General features: G+C 55.0%; 21 protein-coding genes. 9 read left to right on the top strand and 12 right to left on the bottom strand.

The window, feature by feature from the left end:
• The 3 genes from repC to repA form a co-directional block, all read right to left on the bottom strand.
• The coding region (repC, locus tag BJF95_RS00495; RefSeq protein ID WP_139317340.1) for a plasmid replication protein RepC at nucleotides 1–750 on the bottom strand (750 nt) is incomplete at its 3' end.
• 166 nt (nucleotides 751–916) lie between these two features.
• Nucleotides 917–1,879, bottom strand: a complete 963-nt coding sequence (gene repB / locus BJF95_RS00490; RefSeq protein ID WP_075637481.1) for a plasmid partitioning protein RepB — start codon at nucleotides 1,877–1,879, stop codon at nucleotides 917–919.
• A 75-nt stretch (nucleotides 1,880–1,954) separates the two neighbouring features.
• Nucleotides 1,955–3,151, bottom strand: coding sequence for a plasmid partitioning protein RepA (gene repA, locus BJF95_RS00485; RefSeq protein WP_075637480.1), 1,197 nt, complete (start codon nucleotides 3,149–3,151; stop codon nucleotides 1,955–1,957).
• Nucleotides 3,152–3,657: 506 nt separating this feature from the next.
• Between repA and BJF95_RS00475 the strand changes: the two genes are divergently transcribed.
• Nucleotides 3,658–4,551: a GntR family transcriptional regulator gene (locus BJF95_RS00475; protein WP_075637478.1), complete on the top strand. Its 894-nt coding sequence runs from the start codon at nucleotides 3,658–3,660 to the stop codon at nucleotides 4,549–4,551.
• A gap of 2 nt (nucleotides 4,552–4,553) precedes the next feature.
• Here BJF95_RS00475 and BJF95_RS00470 read toward each other — a convergent pair whose 3' ends face one another.
• The 5 genes from BJF95_RS00470 to BJF95_RS00450 all read right to left on the bottom strand — a co-directional run bounded on the left by BJF95_RS00470 (nucleotide 4,554) and on the right by BJF95_RS00450 (nucleotide 10,745).
• Nucleotides 4,554–5,348 (bottom strand): heme ABC transporter ATP-binding protein, encoded by a 795-nt coding sequence (locus BJF95_RS00470; RefSeq protein WP_075637477.1) that lies wholly within the window; start codon nucleotides 5,346–5,348, stop codon nucleotides 4,554–4,556.
• A complete protein-coding gene (locus BJF95_RS00465) occupies nucleotides 5,349–6,434 on the bottom strand; it encodes a FecCD family ABC transporter permease (RefSeq protein WP_075637487.1) in 1,086 nt (361 codons plus the stop codon).
• Nucleotides 6,435–6,446: 12 nt separating this feature from the next.
• Entirely contained in the window at nucleotides 6,447–7,328 is an 882-nt protein-coding gene (locus BJF95_RS00460) for a heme/hemin ABC transporter substrate-binding protein (protein WP_083638625.1), read from the bottom strand.
• Complete coding sequence (locus tag BJF95_RS00455) at nucleotides 7,325–8,377, bottom strand: hemin-degrading factor (protein WP_075637476.1); 1,053 nt, start codon at nucleotides 8,375–8,377, stop codon at nucleotides 7,325–7,327. The genes BJF95_RS00460 and BJF95_RS00455 overlap by 4 nt, the downstream gene beginning before the upstream one ends.
• A gap of 193 nt (nucleotides 8,378–8,570) precedes the next feature.
• A complete protein-coding gene (locus BJF95_RS00450; protein WP_245297199.1) occupies nucleotides 8,571–10,745 on the bottom strand; it encodes a TonB-dependent hemoglobin/transferrin/lactoferrin family receptor in 2,175 nt (724 codons plus the stop codon).
• 478 nt (nucleotides 10,746–11,223) lie between these two features.
• Between BJF95_RS00450 and BJF95_RS00445 the strand changes: the two genes are divergently transcribed.
• The 7 genes from BJF95_RS00445 to BJF95_RS00415 all read left to right on the top strand — a co-directional run bounded on the left by BJF95_RS00445 (nucleotide 11,224) and on the right by BJF95_RS00415 (nucleotide 18,900).
• Nucleotides 11,224–12,108 (top strand): helix-turn-helix domain-containing protein, encoded by an 885-nt coding sequence (locus BJF95_RS00445; RefSeq protein WP_075637485.1) that lies wholly within the window; start codon nucleotides 11,224–11,226, stop codon nucleotides 12,106–12,108.
• Between the two features lie 98 nt (nucleotides 12,109–12,206).
• Nucleotides 12,207–13,124 carry an ABC transporter substrate-binding protein gene (locus tag BJF95_RS00440; RefSeq protein ID WP_075637474.1) on the top strand — a complete coding sequence of 306 codons (918 nt, stop codon included), beginning with the start codon at nucleotides 12,207–12,209 and terminating at the stop codon, nucleotides 13,122–13,124.
• Between the two features lie 63 nt (nucleotides 13,125–13,187).
• Nucleotides 13,188–14,690, top strand: a complete 1,503-nt coding sequence (locus BJF95_RS00435) for a sugar ABC transporter ATP-binding protein (RefSeq protein ID WP_075637473.1) — start codon at nucleotides 13,188–13,190, stop codon at nucleotides 14,688–14,690.
• Nucleotides 14,680–15,666, top strand: a complete 987-nt coding sequence (locus tag BJF95_RS00430) for an ABC transporter permease (RefSeq protein ID WP_075637472.1) — start codon at nucleotides 14,680–14,682, stop codon at nucleotides 15,664–15,666. Before BJF95_RS00435 ends, BJF95_RS00430 begins: the two co-directional genes overlap by 11 nt.
• A gap of 68 nt (nucleotides 15,667–15,734) precedes the next feature.
• Complete coding sequence (locus tag BJF95_RS00425) at nucleotides 15,735–16,466, top strand: SDR family oxidoreductase (RefSeq protein ID WP_075637471.1); 732 nt, start codon at nucleotides 15,735–15,737, stop codon at nucleotides 16,464–16,466.
• Nucleotides 16,467–16,503: 37 nt separating this feature from the next.
• Nucleotides 16,504–18,126 (top strand): FGGY-family carbohydrate kinase, encoded by a 1,623-nt coding sequence (locus BJF95_RS00420; RefSeq protein ID WP_075637470.1) that lies wholly within the window; start codon nucleotides 16,504–16,506, stop codon nucleotides 18,124–18,126.
• A gap of 48 nt (nucleotides 18,127–18,174) precedes the next feature.
• Nucleotides 18,175–18,900, top strand: coding sequence for an SDR family oxidoreductase (locus BJF95_RS00415; protein WP_075637469.1), 726 nt, complete (start codon nucleotides 18,175–18,177; stop codon nucleotides 18,898–18,900).
• Between the two features lie 55 nt (nucleotides 18,901–18,955).
• On the opposite strand, the gene BJF95_RS00410 is transcribed toward BJF95_RS00415, so the two are convergent.
• Nucleotides 18,956–19,918, bottom strand: coding sequence for a dihydrodipicolinate synthase family protein (locus BJF95_RS00410; protein WP_075637468.1), 963 nt, complete (start codon nucleotides 19,916–19,918; stop codon nucleotides 18,956–18,958).
• Nucleotides 19,919–20,134: 216 nt separating this feature from the next.
• Nucleotides 20,135–20,839: a GntR family transcriptional regulator gene (locus tag BJF95_RS00405; protein ID WP_075637484.1), complete on the bottom strand. Its 705-nt coding sequence runs from the start codon at nucleotides 20,837–20,839 to the stop codon at nucleotides 20,135–20,137.
• 279 nt (nucleotides 20,840–21,118) lie between these two features.
• On the opposite strand from BJF95_RS00405, the gene BJF95_RS00400 reads away from it, so the two are divergent.
• Nucleotides 21,119–22,147 (top strand): LacI family DNA-binding transcriptional regulator, encoded by a 1,029-nt coding sequence (locus BJF95_RS00400; protein ID WP_075637467.1) that lies wholly within the window; start codon nucleotides 21,119–21,121, stop codon nucleotides 22,145–22,147.
• Here BJF95_RS00400 and BJF95_RS00395 read toward each other — a convergent pair.
• Together BJF95_RS00395 and BJF95_RS00390 are read right to left on the bottom strand one after the other, a co-directional pair.
• Nucleotides 22,144–23,097: an alpha/beta hydrolase gene (locus BJF95_RS00395; RefSeq protein WP_075637466.1), complete on the bottom strand. Its 954-nt coding sequence runs from the start codon at nucleotides 23,095–23,097 to the stop codon at nucleotides 22,144–22,146. The genes BJF95_RS00400 and BJF95_RS00395 overlap by 4 nt on opposite strands.
• A 17-nt stretch (nucleotides 23,098–23,114) precedes the next feature.
• The gene (locus tag BJF95_RS00390; RefSeq protein ID WP_280950423.1) at nucleotides 23,115–24,263 is read right to left on the bottom strand and encodes a Gfo/Idh/MocA family protein; all 1,149 of its coding nucleotides are present in this window, start codon (nucleotides 24,261–24,263) and stop codon (nucleotides 23,115–23,117) included.
• Nucleotides 24,264–24,325 lie beyond the last annotated feature (62 nt).

Here is a 24,325-nt window from a genome sequence, read left to right as displayed (position 1 = left end):
GTCGTCATTGCCATCGTTTTTTTGACTTTTAAGCTGCATTTCCAAAATGTTGAGGATCTCGGAGCGCAACATCTCCAGCTCCTCCAGAATGGGCGCAATATCCGCCTGGCCTGGATTGCGCGGAATACGGCCAACAACGCCAATATAATGGCTTTCAATCATACCCCAATCGCCAGCGGCACCCTCTTCCATCGCAGCCGAGATCAGCTTGCGCACATCCCGCCGGCAGAGTGTCAGGCGCTCCTTCATTTGGCGAAGGGCCTTCTTATCCGTTTCCACCTGCTGGGCAAGGTGCGCCAGTTCGTGTGCGCGCGCCAGCATGGGGGCCAGGCTGAAACCATAGGCCGTCTCAATCGCGCCTGAGCGATCCTTTCGCGCATAGCGCTTGCCGTTCGGGCTGTCTTTGCGGATGATCAGACCCGCATCCACCAATGCACCCAGATGGCGGCGAAGCGTTGTGCCGCTCATGCCATGGGCCCGCACGGAAAGCTGAACATTGGAGGGGAAAACCACCAGTCCAAACTCTTCCGACAGCTCTGTTTCGGGATAAAAGGACAAAAGCGCATTGAGCACGGACAGCGCCGGCTGGGCAATGCCCAACAACTCGCGCGCCTCACAGGCGTTGCGAAAGGCTTTCCATTTGTCCACGGCTTTGACAGGCTTGGCATCGGCTGTGTCCAGCTGATTTTTGACCAAAGCAAGCGTCATGGAGCGCCGCCCAAAGGGCGTCGTCACATTTCCTATCTGCATTTTCTTTCACCTTTCAAAAGGCAAAGGAAAAACGCTCACCAAAACGGTGCCAAAACTCTTGACTATGATTCGAGGAAATGCGATTCTCTACTTGCTTAAGGTTATGAGAAGGGCTTCCACGACGGAAACGTTTGGGGGCCTTTTTCTTTTGCGGTTCTGTCTCCTGCTATTTATCTTTTGTCTTGCGAAACGCTGTATACAAGGCGTCGAGATGGGCGGTAATATAATCGCCAAATTCGACAGCATCTTTTGCCTTCAGCGCCATTGTGTATGTCTTGCCATCACTGCGGATATCGGCCGCAACCTTGCGATCCGAAGCGCCCCATTGCACTTTTCTGGGCTCTCGAAAAACGCCTGCAATTTTCTTGCGTTTCAACAGATCATAGACCAGAGCAAACCGGGCATTGCCATCGAGGCCGCTGAAATCCATCTCCGTGATGCGCGCCCGCAATCTGTCCAGATTTTTGGGATCTTCCAGCAATTGGCGCACCTCATACCATCGATCGCGACCTGGCGCCTTTGCTCCGCCAATGATGTCAAGAATGTCTTGCGGAATCTGGCCAACCGACAGCATTTTCGACAAGGTCGCCGGATCAATCGACAAGGCCGACATCACGGTCTGAGTGTCATAGTTCCGCGCCATCAGCTTTTGCGCAAATGTCGCCTTCTCGATGAAGGAGAGATTGGCACGCGCTGAATTTTCCATGCCTTGCGCAATCACATGATCACGATCATCAAGCGCTTTGACCACCGCCCGCACGTTTAGCCCAAGCTTGCGCATCGCTTTCAGCCGTCTATGGCCAAAAACCACCATATAGCGGCCCGAAACGGAGGGATGAGGGCGCACCAGAATGGGTGAATCCTGTCCGCGTTCAGCGATGGCCGCCACCAGCTTTTCAAACTCTTCCGCACTGTCTTCAATACGGTCTTGAACAAATGAGCTGTCGATCACATCCGGCTCAAGCTCAACAACGGTTTCGCCCTCCAGAAGCTTGTCGGCCTGTGCACTCAACTCATCAATGGTTGATATGATCGAGCGTGACGCCCCTTTGATGGTATAATCCGAGGCAACAACGACGGCCGCGGGTGTATCACCCATCACATTTGCAAACGGGTTCTTACGCGCCATGCGGTTTTCTCCGTCGAATGCCGATGTCCAACCGCTGCTCAAACAACGAATGCGCTTTTCGAACTGTCATGCTCATCACAAGCGCCCCCATGCCCGATGCAACAGACCTTGAATTTCAAAATTAACGGCATCCATGGATTCAATGGCGCGATCATAGGTCTCGCGGGTGAAATTGGCGCGCTCGACCTCATACAGCGTTTGCTTGGTCAGCCCCGCATCCGAGATTGCCGTTGACTTCAACATCGGATTTTTAAGAATTTCCTCCGCCAGCATCGACTGCATAAAACCCAGCATTTGTGCCTGCGGCACATCCGTCGGTTCATAGCGTGTGATCAGATAGCGCAGCCAGTCCATTTTTACATTGGCACCCGCACGCTTGATCGTCCTGGTGATATTGCCCAGCATCAACAAAAACTGGCTCATGGACATCAAATCCAGCATCTGCGGATGCACCGTGATCAACACCGATGTGGAGGCCGTGAGCGCCGTTAACGTCAGATAACCCAGCTGCGGTGGGCAATCGACCACAACCACATCATAACGGTCATCCACATCCATCAGCGCCTTGCCAAGACGGGTGAAAAAGCGCTTGCCCTCTGTGCCGCTCTGCATGGCAAGCGGTGTGTCATATTCATATTCCTGCAGCTCAAGATTGGCCGGAATAATATCAAGGTTTGGAAAATTGGTCGGCGCAATCACATCACTGATCGGCCGCTTTCCATCATCATAGCGGATTGCATCGTAGAGTGATGGATTTTTGTCCAGCTCCGGCTGAAAGCCGTGCAGAGCAGACAAGGATGCCTGCGGATCCAGATCAATCGCCAACACCCGATGGCCGGTCAGCGCCAAATGCTGGGCGAGATGGGCCGTTGTCGTGGTCTTGCCAGATCCACCTTTGAAATTGACCACAGCAATAATCTGTAATTTATCATCACCCTTGCGCTGAGGCACATATTTCTTGGCATCGGACTTGCCGGTTTTGTCGAGAAACACCCGCAGATCCTGCATCTGCTCAGCTGTATAGAAGCGGCGCCCGCCGGACGAGGTGGTGGGAACGGGGCCCTTGCCTTCGAGATGCAAACGCTTCAAATTGTTGGGACTGACACCCATGTAATGGGCAACTTCCGCCATGGAAAATTTCCGTAGCGTCTTGCGCGCATTCGGCGGAAATTTCTCCAAACGCAACTGATCGAGACGACGCGAAATCTCTGCCCCTTGGAGCAGGATTTTCTCATCGAATTCAAACGTTGGCATCGGCGAATAAGCGGTCATTCAATCTACCGTTCTGGCGATATTTTGGAGCATTTCATAGAACTGTCGCTATTATCGATGTTTGATGTGATTTGACAAGGGAATTCAGGCTCATCAATTTTCAAGGGCAAGAGCGCATCTCATCCATCAAACAGCAAGAAATACAACGTTTCCATGAGGTTATGATCGAGTGTCGTGAGAGACAGGGCTTCGATGCGCCCAACGGAAATTACGATCATTGTTGAGCAAAGATCGCAAGGGAAGAGACAGACGCGTCAAAAACGCCGCTATCGCGCTTCATCTCACAAGAGAATCGCAAAGATGTGACGCTCAACGACCGGTGAGTCGCAAACCATTTGCAATCAGCCCGCTCAGAAACGGAACATGCATCACCGTCAAAGAAATTGAAAAACCGGGCGATCCTTTGTGCCTGATAATGCGGCATAATCTCGCTGGCATTCAATTGTCTTTTATCGAAAAAAATCATATTTTGCGTCAGCCGTGCTCACATCCTGTCAAGAGATGCCATGAAAACCAACGCTCTGTATAAGAGAACCTATAATCAATGTCTCCGACGATTGGCCACTGCATCTGCCGGGGATGTTCTGCCATCCGAACCCAAGCTGTCTGCAGCCTTAGGCGTCAGCCGCACCACGTTGCGCGCCGTGTTGGCGCATATGCGAGAGCGTGGCATCATTGCCATTGATGGTCGCTCGAAACACATGCTGCGCAAGCCTTTCGCGGATGATTATCTCGACGGCAGCGATCTTGAACCGCTGTCAGAGATGGTCGAGCGAAAATTCATGGAGTGGATGAGCGGGCCGGAATTTCACCCCGGCCAACCCATCAACGGCCTGGATCTGGCGCGCCAATTTGGGGTATCCACATCGGCTATTCGCGATTGCCTCAACACCTTCAGCCAATTTGGCCTTTTGCAGCGCCAAAGCAGCGGGCGTTGGACCGCGACCGGATTGAGCGTCGAATTTGTCGCTGAGCTGTTTGACATGCGCGAGGTGATGGAGCTGCGCGCTGTTGAACATTTTGTCGCCTTGCCCGCCAACCACGGGGCATGGAGGGCCTTAGCCGCCATTGAAAAGCAGCATGAGGCTCTATTGGCAGATATAGAGAGCCGATATCGCTATTTTCAGGCCCTTGATGACCGTTTCCATCGCCTGATCAACAGTGTTGCCCCCAACCGCTTCTTCAGCAACATCCAAGGGGTTATGTCGATGATTTTCCATTATCACTATCAATGGAACAAGAAGGACGAGAAAGAACGCAACCACGTGGCCGTGACAGAACATCTCGCCTATATCAAAGGCTTGCAAAGCGGCGAGATCAGCGATGCCAAAGCCGCCTGCCGCCTGCATTTGCGAACGGCCCGAGCGACATTGCTCGCCTCACTGCAAACCTCGGCTTGACGTCAGCACGCAAACATCGACTGCGGCAAGATAAAAGGCATGTTGGGCGCAATTACATTTGGCGCAATCGGGCAGTCAAACACATCGCGCAGTGACTTTCGCGTCAACACCAATGATGGCGCACCTTCAATGGCGACAGCACCTTCCTTCATCAACACGAGATGATCGGCATAGATTGCCGACAGGTTAAGATCATGCATCACCGCGATCACGCCGCCGCCTTGTCGGGCATAATGGCTGGCAATATCCATCAACGCGATCTGGTGTTTTATGTCGAGATTGGCCACCGGCTCATCCATCACCAACCAGCGCGGGCCGTCATCGCCCATCGGCTCCCAGATCTGGCACAGCACGCGGGCAAGCTGCACACGCTGGCGCTCGCCACCGGAGAGTTGAGAGACCAGACGGTTGGAAAAACCCGTAAGATCCACCCTTTGCAAGGCTGTCTCAATCAACGCGCTGGTGCGCTGTGAGCGGCCCATTGCACCGGCTTCCAGGCCAAACCGCACCACTTCCGCAACAGAATAAGAAAAGGCGATAGAGGTTTCCTGAGGCAAGACGGCGCGAAGCGCCGCCATTTGCCACGCTTTCAACGTCACAAGATCGGTGCCGTTGATGCAGACCTTGCCTTGATAGGGAATTTCGCCGCTGATCGCCTTGATCAGGGTTGATTTTCCAGAACCATTTGGCCCGGCAATCACCGTCACCTGACCTGCCCTGGCGCAAACATTGACGCCATGCAAAATCCGGCGGTCACCATATCGAACATCAAGATTGTGCGCTGTAAGGTCTGCCATTCACATGTCCAAAAGATTGCGCCGTTTCAGCAGCAACCAGAGAAAAAAGGGTGCGCCAAACAAGGCAGTGATAATGCCAATGGGCAGCTCGGCGGGCGCAACAATGATCCGCGCCACAGCATCGGCCAGCACCAGAAGAGCGGCACCCAGCAGCGCTGTTGCAGGCAACAGATAACGATGATCCGGCCCAATCGCCAACCGCAGCACATGCGGCACCACAATGCCGACAAAGCCGATGCCGCCGCTGACCGCCACAGCGCCGCCCGTCATGGCCGACACAACAACAATGCTGCTGCGCTTCAATGTTTCGACCGGAATGCCCATATGGCCAGCCACGGCCTCACCCATGGACAAGCCGTTCAACCCACGCGCCATGAACGGAAGCGCCGTGGATGCCAAAACCATGATGGCACTGAGGGTTGCAACCTTGAGCCATGTGGCCCCGGCCAAAGACCCAAGCTGCCAAAAGCTGAGGTCTCGAATTTGATGGTCATCAGCGATATAAACAAGGCAGCCGGTTGCCGCCATGGCCAAGGCCCCAAAGGCTATGCCCGCCAGCAACATGGTCGGAACCGAGGTTCGACCATGGCGGGTGGAAACAGCATAAAGAGATGCGGTGGTGGCCAGCGAGCCGACAAAGGCAAGCAGGGGCAGAGCCAAAAATCCGGTATAGGTCACAAAGGGCAGGGCAAATGTTCCGCCCAGCACAATAATGAAGGCGGCGCCAAGCCCGGCCCCGGCCGAAACGCCCGCAAGACCAGGATCGGCCAGCGGATTGCGAAACACACCCTGCATAATGGCACCCGACACAGCAAGGGCCGCACCCACCAACATGCCCAGAAAGACACGCGGCAGGCGGATTTGCTCAATGATTAACAAGTCCCGCCCGCTGATGACCGTGTTAAACCCCAGATAATGGCCAAGCACGGCCTTCACGGAGGCATCCGAAGCTCCGGCGGTGAGCGAGATCGCCGCAGAGAGCACCAAAAACAGCGCAAGCAACACAAGACAGATTTTAGCCCGGAGCGCCCGCGATGAAAGAGCAAAACGCGGCTCTGAAGGTGCAGAAATCCGTGGCCATGCCATTGCCATCAGCCATCACTCCGTTTTGCCGGGTTCTAAAAGGGCTGCGTTGAGCGCCGTCACCGCATCCGCCGTTCTGGGTCCGAACCCGAGCAGATACATGCCATCCATACGCACCAGCCGCCTGGCTTTGCCCGCCGGTGTCGCAGCGATGGCGGGATTGCTGAGAACTGTCTGATCATCAGTTGCATGACCACCCGTGCCCGTCATCATCACAACGACATCGGGTGCCGCTTTGATGATGGCTTCATCGCTCACCTGTTTGTAGCCATTGATGTCGGCCATAACATTCTCAGCGCCTGCGAGTTTCAAAATGCCGTCGGCGTGATTGTGGTTGCCCGCCGCCATCACCCGACCATTTTGCAAAGACAGGATGAACAGAACACGGACCTTGGGCTTTTGATCGGCACTTTTGGCGATAGCCGCTTGAAGTGCACCATTGAGGCGGTTAGCCAGCACATGCGCTTTTGGCTCGACGCCCAAGGCAGCACCAACCGCTTCGACCTTTTTGGAAATCGATGCCGCGTCATAGCCATCGGGAATGGTTGCAATGGGCACGCCTGCGGCTTTGATGGTTTCCAGCGCTTCAGGTGGTCCGGCACCATCCAGCATGAGAATCAGATCCGGGTTGAGCGACAGAACGCCCTCTGGCGAAAGGGCGCGAATATAGCCGGCATCTGGCAGTTTTAGCGCTTGCGGCGGGTAAACACTGGTGGAATCCCGACCAATGAGACGCGCCTCTTCGCCCAATGCATAGACGATTTCCGTCACAGAGCCACCAATGGCGACAATTTTTGCAGGATGGCTATCCTGCGCGATCCCAGAGGTGGCCCAAAAACTGAAGAGCACACCCACCAGCATCCATGCTTTCAGATAGGAAGACCGGATCTGTGTCATGCGGCCCTCGATGTGTCTTGGGTTGGCAGCGCTTCAACGATTGCGCGCCACTCTGACCGCTCGTCCTGACCTTCAATGCGCTTGCCAAAAAACTGGATGATCAAATTGCCGCTCGCGTCATAGGCTTCCAGCGAGGTCACATGGCCTTTATCGGTCGGCTTTCGCACAACCCAGGCTTCAGCAATGTGGTCTTCGCGCAGATGCAGATGGAAGGTTTCATCCATCACATTCAGCCAAGGCCCAACCGATTTGATATTGGCCACCGGCCCCGAGTGGATCTGCACGCAGCCCTGGTTGCCGACAAAGCACATCAGGGGAACCTGGGTGCGGACGGCCCCTTCAAACATCACCGATACCGCTTGGCGGGACACCTTCCATGCGAAATCATCACCAACACTGGACACCGCCTTCAGGCGCGACAGTTCAAGCGCATTGAGCAAGCCCACAAACTGGTGGGTGTCAGTCATGTTGCTCCAGCGCTGGCGCAAAGCGTCCACAGGCACATTGTCGTCATTGGCAAATACGTCTTCAACGGAAGGCGTGATGTCGAGATCAGCCGATTGATCGTCCAGCGCCAACTCAACAGCAAGCGCCTTCCACGCTGCAACATCGCTCTCCGGCCGCAGGTGGATTTTGTGTACAGCCTCGCCTTGGGCATCAAAGAATTGGAAGCTGCGCTTGACGACATCTCCGGCCATCGCCTCAACGGCAAATCCATAGACCCAATGGTGAGGGAACATGCGGGTATCAATGTGCTCGCCCAGCATCATGGCGGCTTTTTTGCCTGCAAAGAAACGGTCATAGCAGCCGATTTTTTCATGCACCGCATGGTCGTTGCGCGTCAGAGCCATGACGGTGCCAAGCGCCTCAAGCTTTGGAAAAACCCGATCAAAATCCGTGGTGATCCGCGTTGCCGAATGGCCGAGCCAGGCGGCAACATATTCGGCTTCGCTAATACCACATTGCGCCGCAATATCGCGCTCACGCATGTTTGGATTGTCAATCTTGATCTGCCGGATATCGGCGCTGGTCAGTGTTGCACGCTGCATTGTAACATCTCTTTTGGAAAAGAACCGTGCTCAGCCAAAGCTGCGTGGGAGCACTGGTTCGGATGATATTTTATATGAGTATTACAGTCATATTATCTTCGTCAATAAATATATGACTTATATACTCATCTTTTATTGGAGCGGTACGAAGCGGCTCGACAGCCGCCCCGTTGTCGCAGGCATCAGCGTGCAATTAGAACCGCTGTGTCACGGAAATCTTGAAATAACGTCCGGCCTCGGAATAGAGCGCGTTGGCATTGTTGACATCCTTCACCTCCAGCGCGTCATAATACTGGCGGTCGAACAGATTGTAGACACCGCCCTGAATGCGCATGCCTTTTGCCATGTCCGGCTCAATCCAGCCGGTCAGGTTGACAACACCATAACCACCAGGCTTGCTCTTGGCGGTGGAATTTTTATCCACACCGCCTGCCGCCACAAGCGTGACATCTGTGCCCCAATTTTCAGCATTATAGGCGGCACCGACAATGGCCTTGACGGGCGCAACGGTTGCAAGAATCTGATCGGTATCGAGATCCGTTCCGCGCGCATAGGCAACGGAGCCGTGCAATGTCACGCCAATCGGGAAGGTTTTGTGAATGGACGCTTCCACACCGGAGATGCGCACATTGTCGCGATTGAAGTAAGAGGTCTCGCCGTTGGAATAGCCGGTGTTAAACACCACATCGCTATCGATGAAGTTCTTGTATCGATTGCTAAAGCCTGTCACCCGCCCGCCAAAATCATCGTCGCCAAGGTTGGCACCGACATCAAAACCATAGCTGCTTTCCGGCTTCAGGTCCGGATTGCCGATGGTGCGATAGCTGAAAACCGGATTGGCATAATTGACATACATTTGATATTCGTTCGGTGCCTTGAAGGCGGTCGAAAATTGCGCAAACAGCTCAACATCGGGCGTCACCTCCCAGGCCGCACGCAGCTTGGGCGACAGGCGGGAATCGCTTGATGCGTTTGGCACGCCGCTGTAACCGCTGTTTGCCATCCACGCCGCGCTGTTTTGCGGATCATACTTGTACCAATCAAACCGCACGCCGGGGGTGAGCGAGACCGGGCCATCGCCCAGCGAAATCTTATCCTCTATGTAAACGCCGAGCTTGTAGCCGTTGACGTCGGGCGCATAGGCCTGATTGGTGTGATAGCTGGCGCAGGCCCGGGCAAAGAGTATGTTGCAACTGTCTTGACCGGCAAGATAATAACTCGTCTGCGAAAAGCGCAGGTCTCCGCCAACCGTCACACGATGGCTCAAGGGGCCGGTGTTGAAATCGGAATTGAGATAACCCGTAAAGCCGACGGCCTTCTCATCGCTCTGCATGAGGCGTTGATAAAAGCCGACAGGTGCTGTGGTGCGAATGGCGGATGTGCCTTCAATCCGTTTGCTGCGCTGCCAATAGAGCGTGGCCATGCCGCTATCGATCAGGCTGTCTTTGTCTGTCGATTCATACTTGTAATCGAGCGAGAGCCGATCTCTCGACTTGTCTTGTGTTGCATCGAGATTGCCCGCTTTATAGGTGGTGCCATAAGAGGCATTGGAGCGATAATCTTTCGTTGAATCAGCATCATAACGCTCGGCGGTGATGCCGATTGTGTGGCCGCCCTCAAGCTGCTGGCGCAGTTTGAACAGGAAATTGCGCTGGATCTCGGTCAGCGGGTCAGCCTTGGTGCGGGTCACGCCAAAACTGTCAACATTGCCCTTGGTCTTGGTTTCATGGCCGTATTTGTAGGAGCTTTGGAACATGATCGAGGTGTTTTCGATCTTCTTGGCCACGGCTGCGGAGCCAATGAAAGAACGCTCGGAACTGTCATAGCCCAGCTTGGCCATTCCCCCAAACGTCTTGCCAGCCCCGATCAGATCTTCAGGTTCCAGAGTGCGCATCACCAGCGCGCCGCCAAGAGCACCCGATCCGGTGCGGCTGGAATCTGCCCCATGCAAGACATCGACGCTGGAGAGGGCATTAAAGTCGAATGTATCGGCGCCGCCGCCAAAACCATAAATGTTATCAAAGAAATAGGGAACAGGAATGCCATCGACCGTGGTCAGCACCCGGTCGGCTTCCAGACCGCGAATATTGATCGACTTGGAGTTTTTGACATAGGTAACGCTGGGATCAACCGTATTGCCAAGATCCTTCACATCGGCAATGTCCTTTTTGGCAATCTCGTCTGCTGTGGTGCGTGTGGCAAGCGGGCTATCGGCAACGGAGCCTTTTTCAACCTTCTTGCCCTTCACTGTAATGGTTGAAAGCTGGGTCTGATCCCCTGCATTTGCAGCACTCGCCGACGTTGTCGACGCCTGTTGGGCCGATAGAGGTGCCGCAAGGGCCACCGTGCCAAGCGCTGTGCATGCCAAAAGTAAAACTCGTGTTCCCCGTAAACCCATCTCATCAAACCCCAGAAAAAAGGACGCAGAAAATCCTCCGCTGAAAACAGCAGATTGCGCGCACCCATCGTTATTGAAGAAAGTGCGCGCAGATGACGCGCACCGTTCGCGAGAGGTTTATTTAACATGATTTTTTGTGTCAAGATTTAAATATGATTTTTAAACTCATATTTAAATCGACCGACAGATGACGCATACAGCCCAAATCCTTGAACCATCGACAATGCGTTTCGCCGATGCCCTGAGATGTGAAACGCGCGTAAAATTGCAGCACTACAACTGTGCATATTGCAGCACAGAAATGTCAAAAAAGTATCTGCAAAATTCTTGCGGTGAGGTAGAGGCCCCGGCAAATACGCTATACCTTTTGAACATACGCTGGTTTTGCAAAATTGGAGGTTTGCAGGACGGATCGGCTTTTTGCACGGCGTAGAAGGGAGGAGTGATGATGCAACCTGACCTGGAACTTGTCCATATCCGCAAAGGCGAGTCTTTTGCTGCCTGGAAGCACGGTTATCCCTTCCGCACGGTTCGCTGGCATTATCATCCCGAATATGAGCTTCATCTGGTTGTTGCCACCTCCGGTCAGTTTTACATCGGGGATCACATCGGCCGGTTCGAGCCGGGGCAATTGATCCTGACCGGGCCAAACCTGCCGCAAAACTGGATTTCTGAAATTGCCCCGGACGAAATTGTTCCGACACGAACATTGGTTATTCAGTTTCCAGAGAAATTCATTCAAGATTGCATGGCCACCATGCCGGAGCTCGGAGCCTTGAGCCCGTTGATGGAGCGCAGTCGCCGCGGGCTTTTGTTTGATGCAGCAACCAGTGATACGATTCGGCCCTTGATGGAGCGTGTGATTGAGGCGCAAGGGACGATGCGCCTCGCCATTTTTTGGGAAATCCTCGATGTGCTTGGCAATGCGCCAGAGCCCGAAGTGCTGGCAAGTCTCAGTTACGAGCTGGATCTGTCCGATATCAACGAGGTTGGCATCAACCGCGCCATCGCGCACTTACGCGAACATCTGACGGATGACATTGATGAGCGCGAGTTGGCCGATCTGGTGGGTATGAGCCCAAGTGCGTTCTCGCGGGCGTTCAAGCGCCACACCGGCACAACGCTGGTGCGCTATAAAAACCAGCTTCGCGTTGATCTCGCCTGCCTGATGCTGCTCACCCAAGCGGAGACAAAAGTGGCCGAGGTGTGCTTCGAGATCGGCTTTGCAAACCTGTCGAATTTCAACCGGCATTTCCTCAAACTCAAAGGAATGTCGCCATCGCAATTTCGCTCAACATTCGCCGCCAACAGCGCGTTGGAAGCCGCGCAATAGCAGCAGAGTAAACTGCCACACATAGGGGCATCGGGTTTGGATGGCGTTGCGCTGTCCGAAGGAGGACAGGCTTTGCCTGTTGTTACCAAAGGGAGGAAATGGAAATGAAGAAAACGCTGATAGCATTATCACTTGCAGCATTGGCACTAACGACGGTGCCCGCCATGGCGCAAGAAGCCAAGCTCAAGATCGGCATGTCCTTTCAGGAGCTGAACAATCCTTATTTTGTCTCCATGCAGGAAGCACTGAAAGAAGCGGCAAAATCCATCGGCGCAGAGGTAATTGTCACCGATGCTGGCCATGATGTTGCCAAGCAGATTTCAGACGTCGAAGACATGCTGCAACAAAAGATCGACATTCTTCTGCTCAACCCCACCGATTCCGCAGGCGTTGAATCGGCTGTGAAAATGGCAAAAGACAAGCACGTTATTGTGGTTGCGGTTGATGCCAACGCCAGCGGCCCGGTTGACACGTTTGTGGGGTCCAAAAACAAGGACGCTGGCTATCAATCCTGCCAGTATCTGGCCAAGGCCTTGGGCGGCAAGGGCGAAGTTGCCATTCTGGACGGCATTGCCGTGGTGCCAATTTTGCAGCGCGTTGAAGGTTGCAAACAGGCTTTGGCCGAGTTCAAAGACGTCAAGCTGGTGGATACCCAAAATGGACGCCAGGACCGCTCTGTCGCCCTTGGCGTGGTCGAGAATATGATTGAGGCTCACCCCAATCTGAAGGGCATTTTCTCGGTCAATGATGGCGGTGCCATGGGCGCGCTTTCGGCCATTCAAGGCTCCGGCCGCGATATCAAGCTGACCTCGGTGGATGGCGCCCCGGAAGCCGTCAAGGCCGTTGCCGATGGCACGCCTTTCATTGAAACCACAGCACAATTCCCTCGTGATCAGGTGCGCGTTGGCCTTGCCATGGCGCTTGCGCAAAAATGGGGCGCGCGCGTGGTGCCAAAGGAAGTTCCCATCGATGTGAAGCCAGTCACAAAAGAAAATGCCGCTGGTTTCAGCTGGTAAGTCTCTTGCTGGCGTCCCCGTTTGATGCGGGGACGCTCATCTATATCAACGCGGGAGCAAGCAATGCTGCACCTAAAAGGAATCAAAAAAAGCTTCGGCAAGATTGCGGTTCTGCACGGGGTTGATCTGAGCGTTCGCGGTGGCGAAATTCACGCTCTGCTGGGCGAGAATGGCGCTGGAAAATCGACACTGACGAAAATTCTGTGCGGCATCCTGCAACCCAGCAAAGGCGAGATCTGGCTGGAGGGCAAACTTCGCCATTTCAAGGATTATAATGAGGCGATCGACAGCGGCCTTGGGGTCGTGTTTCAGGAATTTTCGCTGATCCCCCATCTCAACGCTGTCGACAATATGTTTTTGGCGCGGGAATTGCGCAATGGCTTTGGCCTGCTCAAGCGGGCCGCCATGCGCACGCGCGCCAAGGACATTCTGGGGCAACTGGGCATCACCATCCCTTTGAATGTGCCGGTTCAAACTTTGTCTGTGGCCGAACAGCAATTTGTTGAGATTGCCAAGGCGCTGGCCCTGAACGCCAAAATACTGGTGCTGGATGAACCAACCGCAACGCTGACACCCGGCGAAGTCGAGCATCTGTTCAAGGTCATGCGGGTTTTGCGCGAACAAGGGGTGGCGATCATTTTCATCTCGCACCATCTCGAAGAAATTTTTGAGATCTGTGATCGCATCACCGTGCTGCGCGATGGCGAATTTGTGGCTTCCTGTGCTGTGAGCGATGTCGATCAACAGCGGCTGGTGGAAATGATGGTTGGCCGCAAAATTGAAAACAGCTTTCCGCCCAAACCAACCATTTCTGAGACGGCACCTGTGGTTTTGGAGGTGTCGGCTGTTCAACTGGCGCGGGGAGGGCCTGTCTCGCGGTTCCATTTGCGGGCCGGAGAAATTCTGGGCTTTGCCGGTCTGGTCGGTTCGGGCCGAACCGAAACGGCCTTGGCGATGATTGGTGCCTATCGGGCAGCCCGTTGCGAACTTTCGATTGACGGGATCACGACACGCTTTTCCGATCCTGCGGAAGCACTGATGAGCGGGATCGGGCTTTTGCCCGAAAGCCGAAAAGATCAGGGGCTGATCACCAGCTTTCCCATTTTGCACAATGTGTCGCTCAACAATTATCGCAAATATCGGCGCGGGTGCCTCTTTATCGACGAGAAGAAAGAACTCGCAGATACCATTGCCGCGATGCAACAGGTGCAGGTGAAAGCGCAAGGGCCAAAGGCGCGCGTCGATACCCTCTCCGGTGGCAACCAGCAAAAAGTGGTGATTGCCCGCTGGCTGAACCACAGCATGAAGGTTCTGATTTTTGATGAACCAACACGGGGCATCGACGTTGGCGCCAAGGCCGAGATTTATCAACTGATGCGCGCATTCACCGCGCGTGGCTATTCCATCATCATGATTTCATCGGAGCTGCCGGAGGTCGTCGGCATGTCGGACCGGGTCTGCGTGTTCCGCTCTGGCGGCATTGTTGCAACCGTCGAAGGTGCGGCCATCAATTCGGAGGAAATCATGACACACGCTACCACCGGGAGGGTTCAAAATGTCGCATGATGCAAGCTCGCTGAGCGACGAAGGACATAAAAGCGCGCTGACATCTGCGCTGAAATCCATTGCTCAATCACCTTTGGCCCTGCCGTTGGTAGGTCTGGTTGTCGTATCAATCTTGGTGGGATTCGCTTCCGACAGCTTCTTTTCGGTCTCCAATATCCTGAATGTTCTCAGGCAGGTCGCGGTGGTTGCCATTCTTGCCGTCGGCATGACCTTTGTCATCCTCACAGGCGGCATTGACCTCTCCGTCGGTGCCGTCATGGCCCTGGCTGGCACCATTGGTGCCGGATTGATGGTGCATTTCGGCCTGCCGGGATGGCTCGGCCTTTTGGCCGGTGTCGGCATTGGCATCGGGCTTGGCATGTTCAATGGGTTGCTGGTGGCATGGGGCCGCATGCCCGCCATTATCGTCACCCTTGCAACCATGGGTATTGCGCGTGGCATCGGCCTGATCTACTCTGGTGGTTATCCGATTTCCGGTCTTCCATCGTGGATTTCATGGTTCGGCGTGGGGCGCATTGGCATTGTGCCGGTGCCGGTTGTGATCATGCTGATTATTTACGCGCTGGCCTGGGTTTTGTTGCAAAGGACACCGTTTGGACGCCATGTCTATGCCATTGGCGGCAACGAATTGGCCGCACGCCTCTCTGGCGTGAAGACGGGCCGGGTGAAACTCGCTGTCTATGCCATCTCAGGTCTTACCGCATCGCTGGCCGCCGTGATTTTAACGGGACGGCTCATGTCTGGCCAACCCAATGCCGGAGTCGGATTTGAGCTGGACGCCATTGCCGCAGTGGTACTTGGCGGCACGGCCATTGCCGGTGGGCGTGGGTTGATTTTGGGAACTTTGATCGGGGCTGTGCTCTTGGGCATCCTCAGCAATGGCCTGAACCTGATGGGCATCAACCCTTATCTGCAAGACATCATCAAAGGCTTCATTATTCTGCTGGCCATCTACATCGCCCGCGACTGGCGATAGCCGGACAGCGTAAACCCCAACAAAATCAACAGATACCATTCATCACTTAAGCAAAAGGGAGAAACACTATGGGTGAATCATTGCAAGGCAAAATTGCCGTTATCACCGGCGCCGCATCCGGTATCGGACTGGCCACCACGGAAATGCTTTTGAAAAATGGTGCAACGGTGGTGATGGTGGATTGGAATGAGACCAGTCTGAAGGAACTGGCCACTAAATTCGGCGAAAAAGCCATTCCGCAGGTGACCAACCTGCTGGATACTGAGAGCTGCGCGGCCATGGTGCCGGAGATTTTGAAAAAGGTCGATCACATCGACATTCTCTACTGCAACGCAGGTACCTATATCGGTGGCGACCTGACGGAAACCAACCCGCAAGCCATCGACAAGATGCTGAACCTCAACATCAATGCGGTGATGAAAAACGTCTATGACGTGGTGCCGCATATGAGCGAGCGCTGCACCGGCGATATTATTGTCACCTGCTCCATTGCCGGTCATTTTCCAACCCATTGGGAGCCGGTCTATGCCGCCTCCAAATGGGCGGTCAATTGCTTCGTGCAAACCATGCGCCGCCAGATGATCCCCCATGGTGTGCGCGTGGCGCAAGTGTCGCCCGGCCCGGTTATTTCGGCTCTTCTGGACGATTGGCCAGAGGAAAATCTGCGCAAGGCCAAGGAATCGGGCAGCTTGATGGAGCCGAGCGAAGTGGCGGATGCCGTGGAATATATGCTGACCCGCAAGCGGTCCGTGACAATCCGCGATATGCTGGTTCTGCCTACCAATTTTGATCGCGTTTAAACCATCAGCATGCCCGCGTTTCAGCAGGAGGAATATTGTGGCCGAATTTGTAATTGGCGTTGATGTTGGCACCGGCTCGGCGCGGGCAGGCGTATTTGATCGGCATGGGCAGCTTTTAGCCCATGCCAAACAGGATATTGTGATTTTTAGAAGTCACCACGGCAATGTCGAGCAATCGAGCGCGCAAGTGTGGCAGGCGGTGTGCAAGGCAGTTGCGGAGGCTGTTGCCCTGGCGAAAATTTCACCAGACGATGTTGTCGGCATCGGCTTTGATGCAACCTGTTCTTTGGTGGTTCAAGGTGCCAAAGGTGGTGTGGGTGATGCCGATCACCCGGAGCGCGACATCATTGTGTGGATGGATCACCGCGCGCTTGAGCAGGCAAGGCGGATCAACAGCATGGGCCATCCAGTGCTGGCTTACGTTGGCGGCAAGATCTCGCCAGAGATGGAGACGCCCAAGCTGTTGTGGCTGCGCGAGCACTTGCCAGAGATATACGCAACGGCTGAAAATTTCTTCGATCTCACCGACTTTCTAACATGGAAATCCACCGGCGCGCTGGATCGCTCTTCCTGCACGGTCACCTGCAAATGGACCTATCTGGCGAAGGAAAACCGTTGGGATGAGAGCTATTTTCGCGCCATTGGCCTTGGCGATCTGGCTGATGACGGCTTTTCCCGCATTGGTCGCCAGGTCGTACATCCCGGCACGGCACTTGGCGATGGCTTGAGCGCAGAAGCGGCGAGAGAAATGAACCTTCGTCCCGGCATTGCGGTGGCGGCGGGCTTGATTGATGCCCACGCCGGTGGCCTTGCAACCGTTGCGGCAAAAGGTGGCGCGCAAGACCCCACGACCTGCCTTGCCTATGTGTTTGGCACATCATCTTGCACCATGACCACGACCTTGGAGCCCACATTTGTGCCGGGCGTGTGGGGGCCTTATTATTCCGCCATGGTGCCCGGCATGTGGTTGAACGAAGGCGGGCAATCGGCGGCGGGTGCGGCCATTGATCACCTCGTCCAGCACCATCCGGCCAGTGGGGAGGTGACGCAAGAAGCATTGCAAGCCAAGAAAAGCCTGCCGCTGTGGCTGGCAGATCGTGCGCTTGAATTGGCGGGAGACGCCTCGAGCGCCGCCGGCCTTGCCAATCAGCTGCATGTGGTGCCGGAATTTTTGGGCAATCGCGCCCCCTTTGCCGATCCCGATGCACGGGCCGTGGTGGTGGGTCTTGGCATGGACACCAGCGCTGACGGCCTGGTTGCGCTTTATATCGCTGGCATTTGCGGCCTTGGTTATGGCCTTCGCCAGATCATTGATGCGCAAGCGGCGAAAGGCGTGCACATCCAGACAATCTCAGTCTCCGGCGGGGCTGGTCTGCACCCGCTTGTGCGGCAAATATTGGCGGACGCCACCGGAATTCCAATTGAGATCACCGCTTGCCCGGAACCCGTGCTGCTGGGCTCGGCCATGCTGGGCGCGGTTGCGGCCAATCTCTATGGGGATTTGCAGACGGCCATGCCAGCCATGTCAGCCATTGCCTTACAATGCCAACCCGCAAGCGGTGCTTTGCGCGACCTGCATGACCGGCGCTATCGCGCCTTTTTACAGCTGCAAACGCTGGCTCGCGACATCCGCATGGGTGGCGCGGCAAAGCCAGAATGACGTTCAAGCCATTGAGGATGCACCAAAAGACGCGAGGAGGAAACAGACATGCAGTTTGCCGGAAAATCCATCATCATCACGGGTGCAGGCAAGGGCATTGGCCGCGCCTGCGCAAAACTCATGGCAGAGCGCGGTGCCGAGGTGATTGCGCTCAGCCGCACGCAATCGGACCTTGACAGCTTGAGGGACGAGATTGGCGGCAGATCCATTGCTGTGGATCTCGCAGACCCTGCGGCCACACGCAAAGCCATGGGTGAAGCGGGCACCGCCGATTTTCTGATCAACAGCGCCGGCACCAATGTGCTCGAATCCAGTTTTGATATGACAGATGCGGGCTATGAAACCGTGATGGGCATCAACCTTCGCGCCGCCTTGATCACCTGTCAGGAATTTGGCCGCGCCCGCCTGCAAGCGGGCGGAGGTGGCGCTATCGTCAACATCACCTCCATTGCCGGGCATCGCGGCTTTCACGAGCATCTCTGCTATGCCGCCTCCAAAGCAGGGCTTGAAGGTGCAACGCGCGTTCTTGCCAAGGAGTTTGGCCCCCACGGCATCCGCGTCAATGCCGTTGCACCAACGATAACACTGACAGAACTGGCAATGGCGGCCTGGAGCGATCCGACCAAGGCCGAACCCATGATGGTGCGCCACCCATTGGGCCGCTTTGCAACTGTTGAGGACGTTGCCACAGCCATTGCCATGCTGCTATCGCCCGACACGGCCATGGTGACGGGCGCTGTGTTGAACGTAGATGGTGGCTTTCTGGCGGTGTGAACAATTCCCAAGAGCCGTTGCAAGGCACTACCTCGCAACGGCTTTTCATGAATTTTCAAGCCTTGCAGGTCTGCACGGCACCCGGCAATTGGCTCCACTGGGCATACCAGTTATTGAACAGCTTGAACTGCGCTTCAACATAGCCACGTTGGCTATCGGTCAAGGCATCCGATTCATTGAAGTGGAGGGTGTATTCCGCATCTCCCTTCAAAACCATCATATGTTTGAAGTAAAGCACCAGATCCGGGCCTTCATCGAAGGATGAGAGAACGGCAAGCGCCTGCTCCAGTTCAAGCGCACGCACGCGTGCATCGGCATCACCCTTTGCGGCGGCCTGTGCAAGATTGCACAAATGCAGCACTTCCTTGGGCAGAACATTGCCGATACCGGTGATGGCACCGGTAGCACCACAATTGACAAAGCCGTGGAAGACGGCGGTATCGACGCCAATCATCAAGGTCACTTCGTCATCCCGGCTGGTGATGTTTTCTGCGGCGTAGCGCATATCGTCCAAACCGCCGAATTCCTTGAAGCCAACAAGGTTGGAATGTTCTGCCCGCAGCGCAAAAAACAGATCGGCGCGTGTGGCAAAGCCATAATAGGGGCTGTTGTAAATCACGGCTGGAAGCTCAGGGGCGGCCGACAGGATTGCCTTGAAATGGGCTTTTTGGGCAGAAATCACCGAGCCCCGCGACAACACGCGCGGAATGACCATCAAGCCCTTGGCACCAACCTTTTGCGCGTGCGCCGCATGGGCAACCGCCGTCGCGGTGTTGACCGCACCTGTGCCGACAATCACCGGAACCCCGGCTTTTGCAAGGCGCTCAACGCCTTCCATGCGCTGGGCATCCGTCAAAAGCGGCCAATCGCCCATTGATCCGCAATAGACAACGGCAGACATGCCAGCATCGATCAGTTCTTTGCCTTTGCGCACCAGCCCATCGAAATCGGGGGTTCTGTCGTCTTTGCAAGGCGTCATCAAGGCCGGAACGACACCTGAAAAAATATTGCTGGCCATGTCTATCTCCTAGAGTTTGTCAGGGAAAAGTGGAACCCGGTTTTCCCGAAAAGACAAACGAAAACAAAAGAATCTAGAGTCTGTCTGGTTCAATCTGAACTTGCAGACTCTAGGATGGGGCTTTGACGGAGAGCGCCGATTTTTATGGTTCAGATCCGTCCTGTGAGACAGCATTACTCTTTTGTATTTTATTTGTCGACAAGAAATCATTCACCCTCAAAGATCAATGTCGAGCCTTTCATGGCCAACCAGCATTTTCTTCACCTGCTCAACAATTTGTTCGGCGTGTTCGCGGGCAAGACGCTCGGAAAGGTCCAGATTGCGATCAGCAATGGCGGCAATCATCTCATCGTGCTCCACCACGAAACGCTGGGGCAAGCGGTCATCATAGGACTGGTAATAAAGCCGCAAAATGCGTCTGCCCTCATCGAGGAGCCGCTTGAACAGTGTGGTAAAATAGGGATTGCGTCCCGCTTCTGCGATGGAGAGATGAAAGGCGGCATTGGTGGCAATCATGGACAGCGCGTTTTGCGCGTTTACGGCAGCCGTAAAGGCGGCCTGATCTTCGCGAATGCGCAGCAGATCATCGGCACGGTGATATTGAGCGGCGAGCCTGGTGGTGACCCGATACATCAGCGTCAGCGCATCGAAATAGGTATGCATATTGAGAAAATCGATGTTTGACACCATGGTCGAGCGATTTGGCAATGTCTCAATCAAGCCTTCTCCTGCCAGCCGCACCAGTGCTTCGCGAATGGGCGTTCGCGACATTTTAAATCGGTCAGCCAGTTGGACTTCATCGACAAAACTGCCGGGTGACAGAACGAGATCAAGGATTTCATCGCGCAAAATGTCATAGACCATTTTCACGCCTGAGCCTCGTTTGCGCTCACTCTGGGGTGCCGTGTCCAAATCTGTCATGATCATCATCTTTCTTGCCATCTGCCGCAGCCAAAATCATGGTGCGCAAAACTGTTTACACGCATTTGCACGAAATTTCGCTCCATCAGCTTGATTATCCGCGGACCAGAATGTTTTTTGACATTTTCGCCGAATGATCGACTAAAATTTTACATGCGCTATTTTTTTCGCAGTCTCCCGCTATAAATTTATATTTCACAACATCCACGTTGGTTGTATTCTTGCACACATAAAGACATAGAGTGTGTGTGACAGCACAAGCAGAACGGTCCATTCTTGATGACAAAAAGCGGCGATAAAACAATGGCGGACTTTGCCAAGTCCAGCGGCATCTCGCGTCCCACCTTGTCTAAATATTTTGATGATCCCACCAGCGTGAAGCCGGCAACCCGCGCCGCCATTGAGGCAGCACTCCGCTCATCAGATTACCAACCCAATCTGTATGCCCGCAATCTCAATCGCAAGCGCACCCGCAATGTTGGTATTCTTGTGCCTGCTCTGACCGACCCCTTTTATGCCGAAATGGTCAACCGGCTGGAGCTGAGCCTGCGGGCCGAAGGCTATTGGCCCATTGTCATTTCCTCGCACGGATTGCCGGAGCTGGAAGCCGAGGCCGTCAACACCATGTTGTCGTTGAAGGTGGCCGGTGCCCTGATTGCCCCGCTTGGGTTCAAGTCTGATCCGAAAGTCTTTGAAAAACTGGGGCAAAACCTGCCGATTGTCTATTTCGATACTTATCTAGAAGGCCCCTGGCCCTTCATTGGCAATAATAACACCCAAAGTGTTGCGATGATCGTCGATTATCTATGCCGGTCTGGCGATGCACCTGCCTATCTGGATATTCCCCATATCAACCTGAACTCTCCCGAGAGGCTGGCCAGTTACATCGCCACCATGGAGGCGGCGGGGTTTGAGCCACGGGTGATCGAAACCAATGCAGACTACACCTGGGATTTCGAGCGTATTGGCTACGAGCAGATGGAGGATTTGCTGCGCCGCCATATGCTGCCCAGCAAAACCATTCTGTGTGCCAACGACCGTCTGGCATTTGGCGCTATGGCTGCCGCCTATGCCAACCAGCATAAGGTGGGGCGCGGGAGGGGCGCGCACCTGCGCATTGCCGCCCATGATGACCATCCGTTAAGCCGCTACACCTGCCCATCGCTGACCACCATGGCGCAGGACTTTGCCGCCATGACCGCCCATTGTGTCAGCACGCTTCTGGCTCTTTTGGATGACGTGGATGTTGCCAGCCTCACTCGTCAGGTGCGGTTGGATGGCACGCTGGTGATGCGGCAATCTGCTTAAACCTTAAGCACCTCTAAACTGCGCCATGCGGCGACCGCTTCAACAACGGCCTCGCGCGCTGCCGGAATGTGACGACCCATCGACACAAAACCATGAATCTGTCCCGGCCAGAGGCGTGAGATAACGCGCACGCCCTCCTGTTGCAGGCGCACGCCATAGGCCGTTCCTTCATCTTTCAGAATATCCAGACCGGCAAGGGCAATAAATGCGGGTGGCGCATCGGCAAGGCTATCGGCCCGCAGTGGTGAAACACGCCAATCGGTGATGTCGTCAGGGGTGCGGATATAATGCTCGCGAAACCAGCGCATTGTCGCGGCGGTCAGGCCAAAACCTTCGCTGTAGTGGCGGTAGCTGTCTGCCGTCTGGGTCGCATCGGTATTGGGGTAAAACAACAATTGGGCGGCAACAGCTGGAACATGATCTGATCGCGAAAACAGCGCTACAACACTTGCAAGATTGCCGCCTGCGCTATCGCCCGAAACGGCAATGCGCTGCGGATCAATGCCCAGATCCGTGGCCGAATTGGCCATGAAATGCAGCACATCCAAGCAATCCGTCAGGCCTGCAGGAAATTTATGCTCTGGCGCAAGGCGATAGTCTGGACACACAACCACGCATCCAGCCTCATTGGCAAACCACCGGCAGATCTCATCATGCGATATAAGATTGCCAATCACCCAGCCACCGCCATGCAGGTAAAGCAGGGACGGTGCATCTTGCGGAGGCGCGCCTGTGCCGCGATAGATTCGCACCGTCAACTCCCCATCCGCCGTTTTCAACACACGGTCTTCAACCGATGCCACGGCGTCTCGCACACCTTGCAATATGGGCAGCCCGGCAATGTAATCAATTCGTGCCTGAGCAGGCGTGCCAAGCTCAAAGGGTGGAGCATTGGCCGCCTGCCCAATGGAGAGAACGTGCGCGGCATGCCGATCAATGATCGTGTTCATGACTTATGCCACCGAGCTTATACCAAAAGACTGCGGGCTTCGTCTTCCCCCAGCAAGGGTGGTTGCGCAACGCTTCCAGTGATTGTCACCGATTGCTGGTTTTCGCCAGACAGCAAAATCGCCTCCATGATTTCCAGCACATGCAGGGCTAAATCGCCAGAGGCGCGCGGTGCGCGGCCCTCATGAAGGGCGCGGACCAGATCGGCCACGCCAACCATGCGGTAATTGGCACGATCAGGTGCATCAAACGGCCAATTGCGCACACCAAACAGCTGTTGATCACTGTCAAAATCCTGCCAGTCTGCGCCCCGCGCGGAAAGCGAGACGGTGCCGCCAAAGGTGTCGGGGTCGGGCAGACGCAGCGAGCCTTCTGTGCCATGCAACTCAATCGGATGGTTGGAATGGCGAAACACATCCCAGGATGCCCCGAAATTCACGGTGGCACCGCATTGAAACTCAAGCAGCGATAAAACATTGGTGGGGGTGCCAACGGTGAAGCTTGTGTTTTGAAACGGACCTTCCGCCGTGATCAGGCGCTGATCTTGCCCCTTGGTGGCCATGGCCATGACCCGCACCACAGGACCAAGCAGATTGACCAGCATTGTCAGATAGTAAGGCCCCATATCAAACACGGGGCCACCACCCGGCTGATAGTAGAATTGTGGATTGGGATGCCAATGTTCCATGCCGCGCCCCATCATGAAAGCGGTGCCGCTGACCGGCTTACCAATGGCTCCTTGCTCCATCAACAGCCGCGCGCGGCGCCCGGCAGCGCCCAGGAATGTGTCGGGTGCCGAGCCAAGCAACAGGCCTTTGGCTTTGGCGGCCTGCACCAGTTTTCGGCCAGCCTCAGCAGAGGTTGCCAAAGGCTTTTCGGTAAACACATGCTTGCCCGCATCCAACGCTGACATGGTGACATCAAAATGCACTGCCGGAACAGTGAGGTTGAGGATGAGATCAACCTCTGGATCGGCCAGCAACTGATCAACACTGAGGGCGCGGATATTATATTCATGCGCGCGAACGGCTGCCATCTCGGCGTTAATGTCGGCGCAGGCGCGCAATTCTACGCCCGCAAACAGCGCCGCATTGCGCAAATAGGTCATCGAAATATTGCCACAGCCGATCACGCCAAGGCCGATCTTGTTCTTGATTGTCGTCGTCACGTCTTCGCTCCTCCACATGCCTCCCGGCACCTCAACTAGAATTAAAGCATTTTATTTCTTGA

It is taken from the genome of Rhizobium oryziradicis (assembly GCF_001939045.1).
In the GTDB taxonomy this organism is placed as follows: Bacteria; Pseudomonadota; Alphaproteobacteria; order Rhizobiales; family Rhizobiaceae; genus Allorhizobium; species Allorhizobium oryziradicis.
This window is presented reverse-complemented; position numbering and strand designations above follow the sequence as displayed.

What these genes read in the sequence shown, in the direction of transcription:
- repB (WP_075637481.1), bottom strand. Translation starts at nt 1,879, where the DNA reads ATGGCGCGTAAGAACCCGTTTGCAAATGTGATGGGTGATACACCCGCG.
- repA (WP_075637480.1), bottom strand. Translation starts at nt 3,151, where the DNA reads ATGACCGCTTATTCGCCGATGCCAACGTTTGAATTCGATGAGAAAATC.
- BJF95_RS00475 (WP_075637478.1), top strand. Translation starts at nt 3,658, where the DNA reads ATGAAAACCAACGCTCTGTATAAGAGAACCTATAATCAATGTCTCCGA.
- BJF95_RS00470 (WP_075637477.1), bottom strand. Translation starts at nt 5,348, where the DNA reads ATGGCAGACCTTACAGCGCACAATCTTGATGTTCGATATGGTGACCGC.
- BJF95_RS00465 (WP_075637487.1), bottom strand. Translation starts at nt 6,434, where the DNA reads ATGGCATGGCCACGGATTTCTGCACCTTCAGAGCCGCGTTTTGCTCTT.
- BJF95_RS00460 (WP_083638625.1), bottom strand. Translation starts at nt 7,328, where the DNA reads ATGACACAGATCCGGTCTTCCTATCTGAAAGCATGGATGCTGGTGGGT.
- BJF95_RS00455 (WP_075637476.1), bottom strand. Translation starts at nt 8,377, where the DNA reads ATGCAGCGTGCAACACTGACCAGCGCCGATATCCGGCAGATCAAGATT.
- BJF95_RS00445 (WP_075637485.1), top strand. Translation starts at nt 11,224, where the DNA reads ATGCAACCTGACCTGGAACTTGTCCATATCCGCAAAGGCGAGTCTTTT.
- BJF95_RS00440 (WP_075637474.1), top strand. Translation starts at nt 12,207, where the DNA reads ATGGAAATGAAGAAAACGCTGATAGCATTATCACTTGCAGCATTGGCA.
- BJF95_RS00435 (WP_075637473.1), top strand. Translation starts at nt 13,188, where the DNA reads ATGCTGCACCTAAAAGGAATCAAAAAAAGCTTCGGCAAGATTGCGGTT.
- BJF95_RS00430 (WP_075637472.1), top strand. Translation starts at nt 14,680, where the DNA reads ATGTCGCATGATGCAAGCTCGCTGAGCGACGAAGGACATAAAAGCGCG.
- BJF95_RS00425 (WP_075637471.1), top strand. Translation starts at nt 15,735, where the DNA reads ATGGGTGAATCATTGCAAGGCAAAATTGCCGTTATCACCGGCGCCGCA.
- BJF95_RS00415 (WP_075637469.1), top strand. Translation starts at nt 18,175, where the DNA reads ATGCAGTTTGCCGGAAAATCCATCATCATCACGGGTGCAGGCAAGGGC.
- BJF95_RS00410 (WP_075637468.1), bottom strand. Translation starts at nt 19,918, where the DNA reads ATGGCCAGCAATATTTTTTCAGGTGTCGTTCCGGCCTTGATGACGCCT.
- BJF95_RS00405 (WP_075637484.1), bottom strand. Translation starts at nt 20,839, where the DNA reads ATGACAGATTTGGACACGGCACCCCAGAGTGAGCGCAAACGAGGCTCA.
- BJF95_RS00400 (WP_075637467.1), top strand. Translation starts at nt 21,119, where the DNA reads ATGACAAAAAGCGGCGATAAAACAATGGCGGACTTTGCCAAGTCCAGC.
- BJF95_RS00395 (WP_075637466.1), bottom strand. Translation starts at nt 23,097, where the DNA reads ATGAACACGATCATTGATCGGCATGCCGCGCACGTTCTCTCCATTGGG.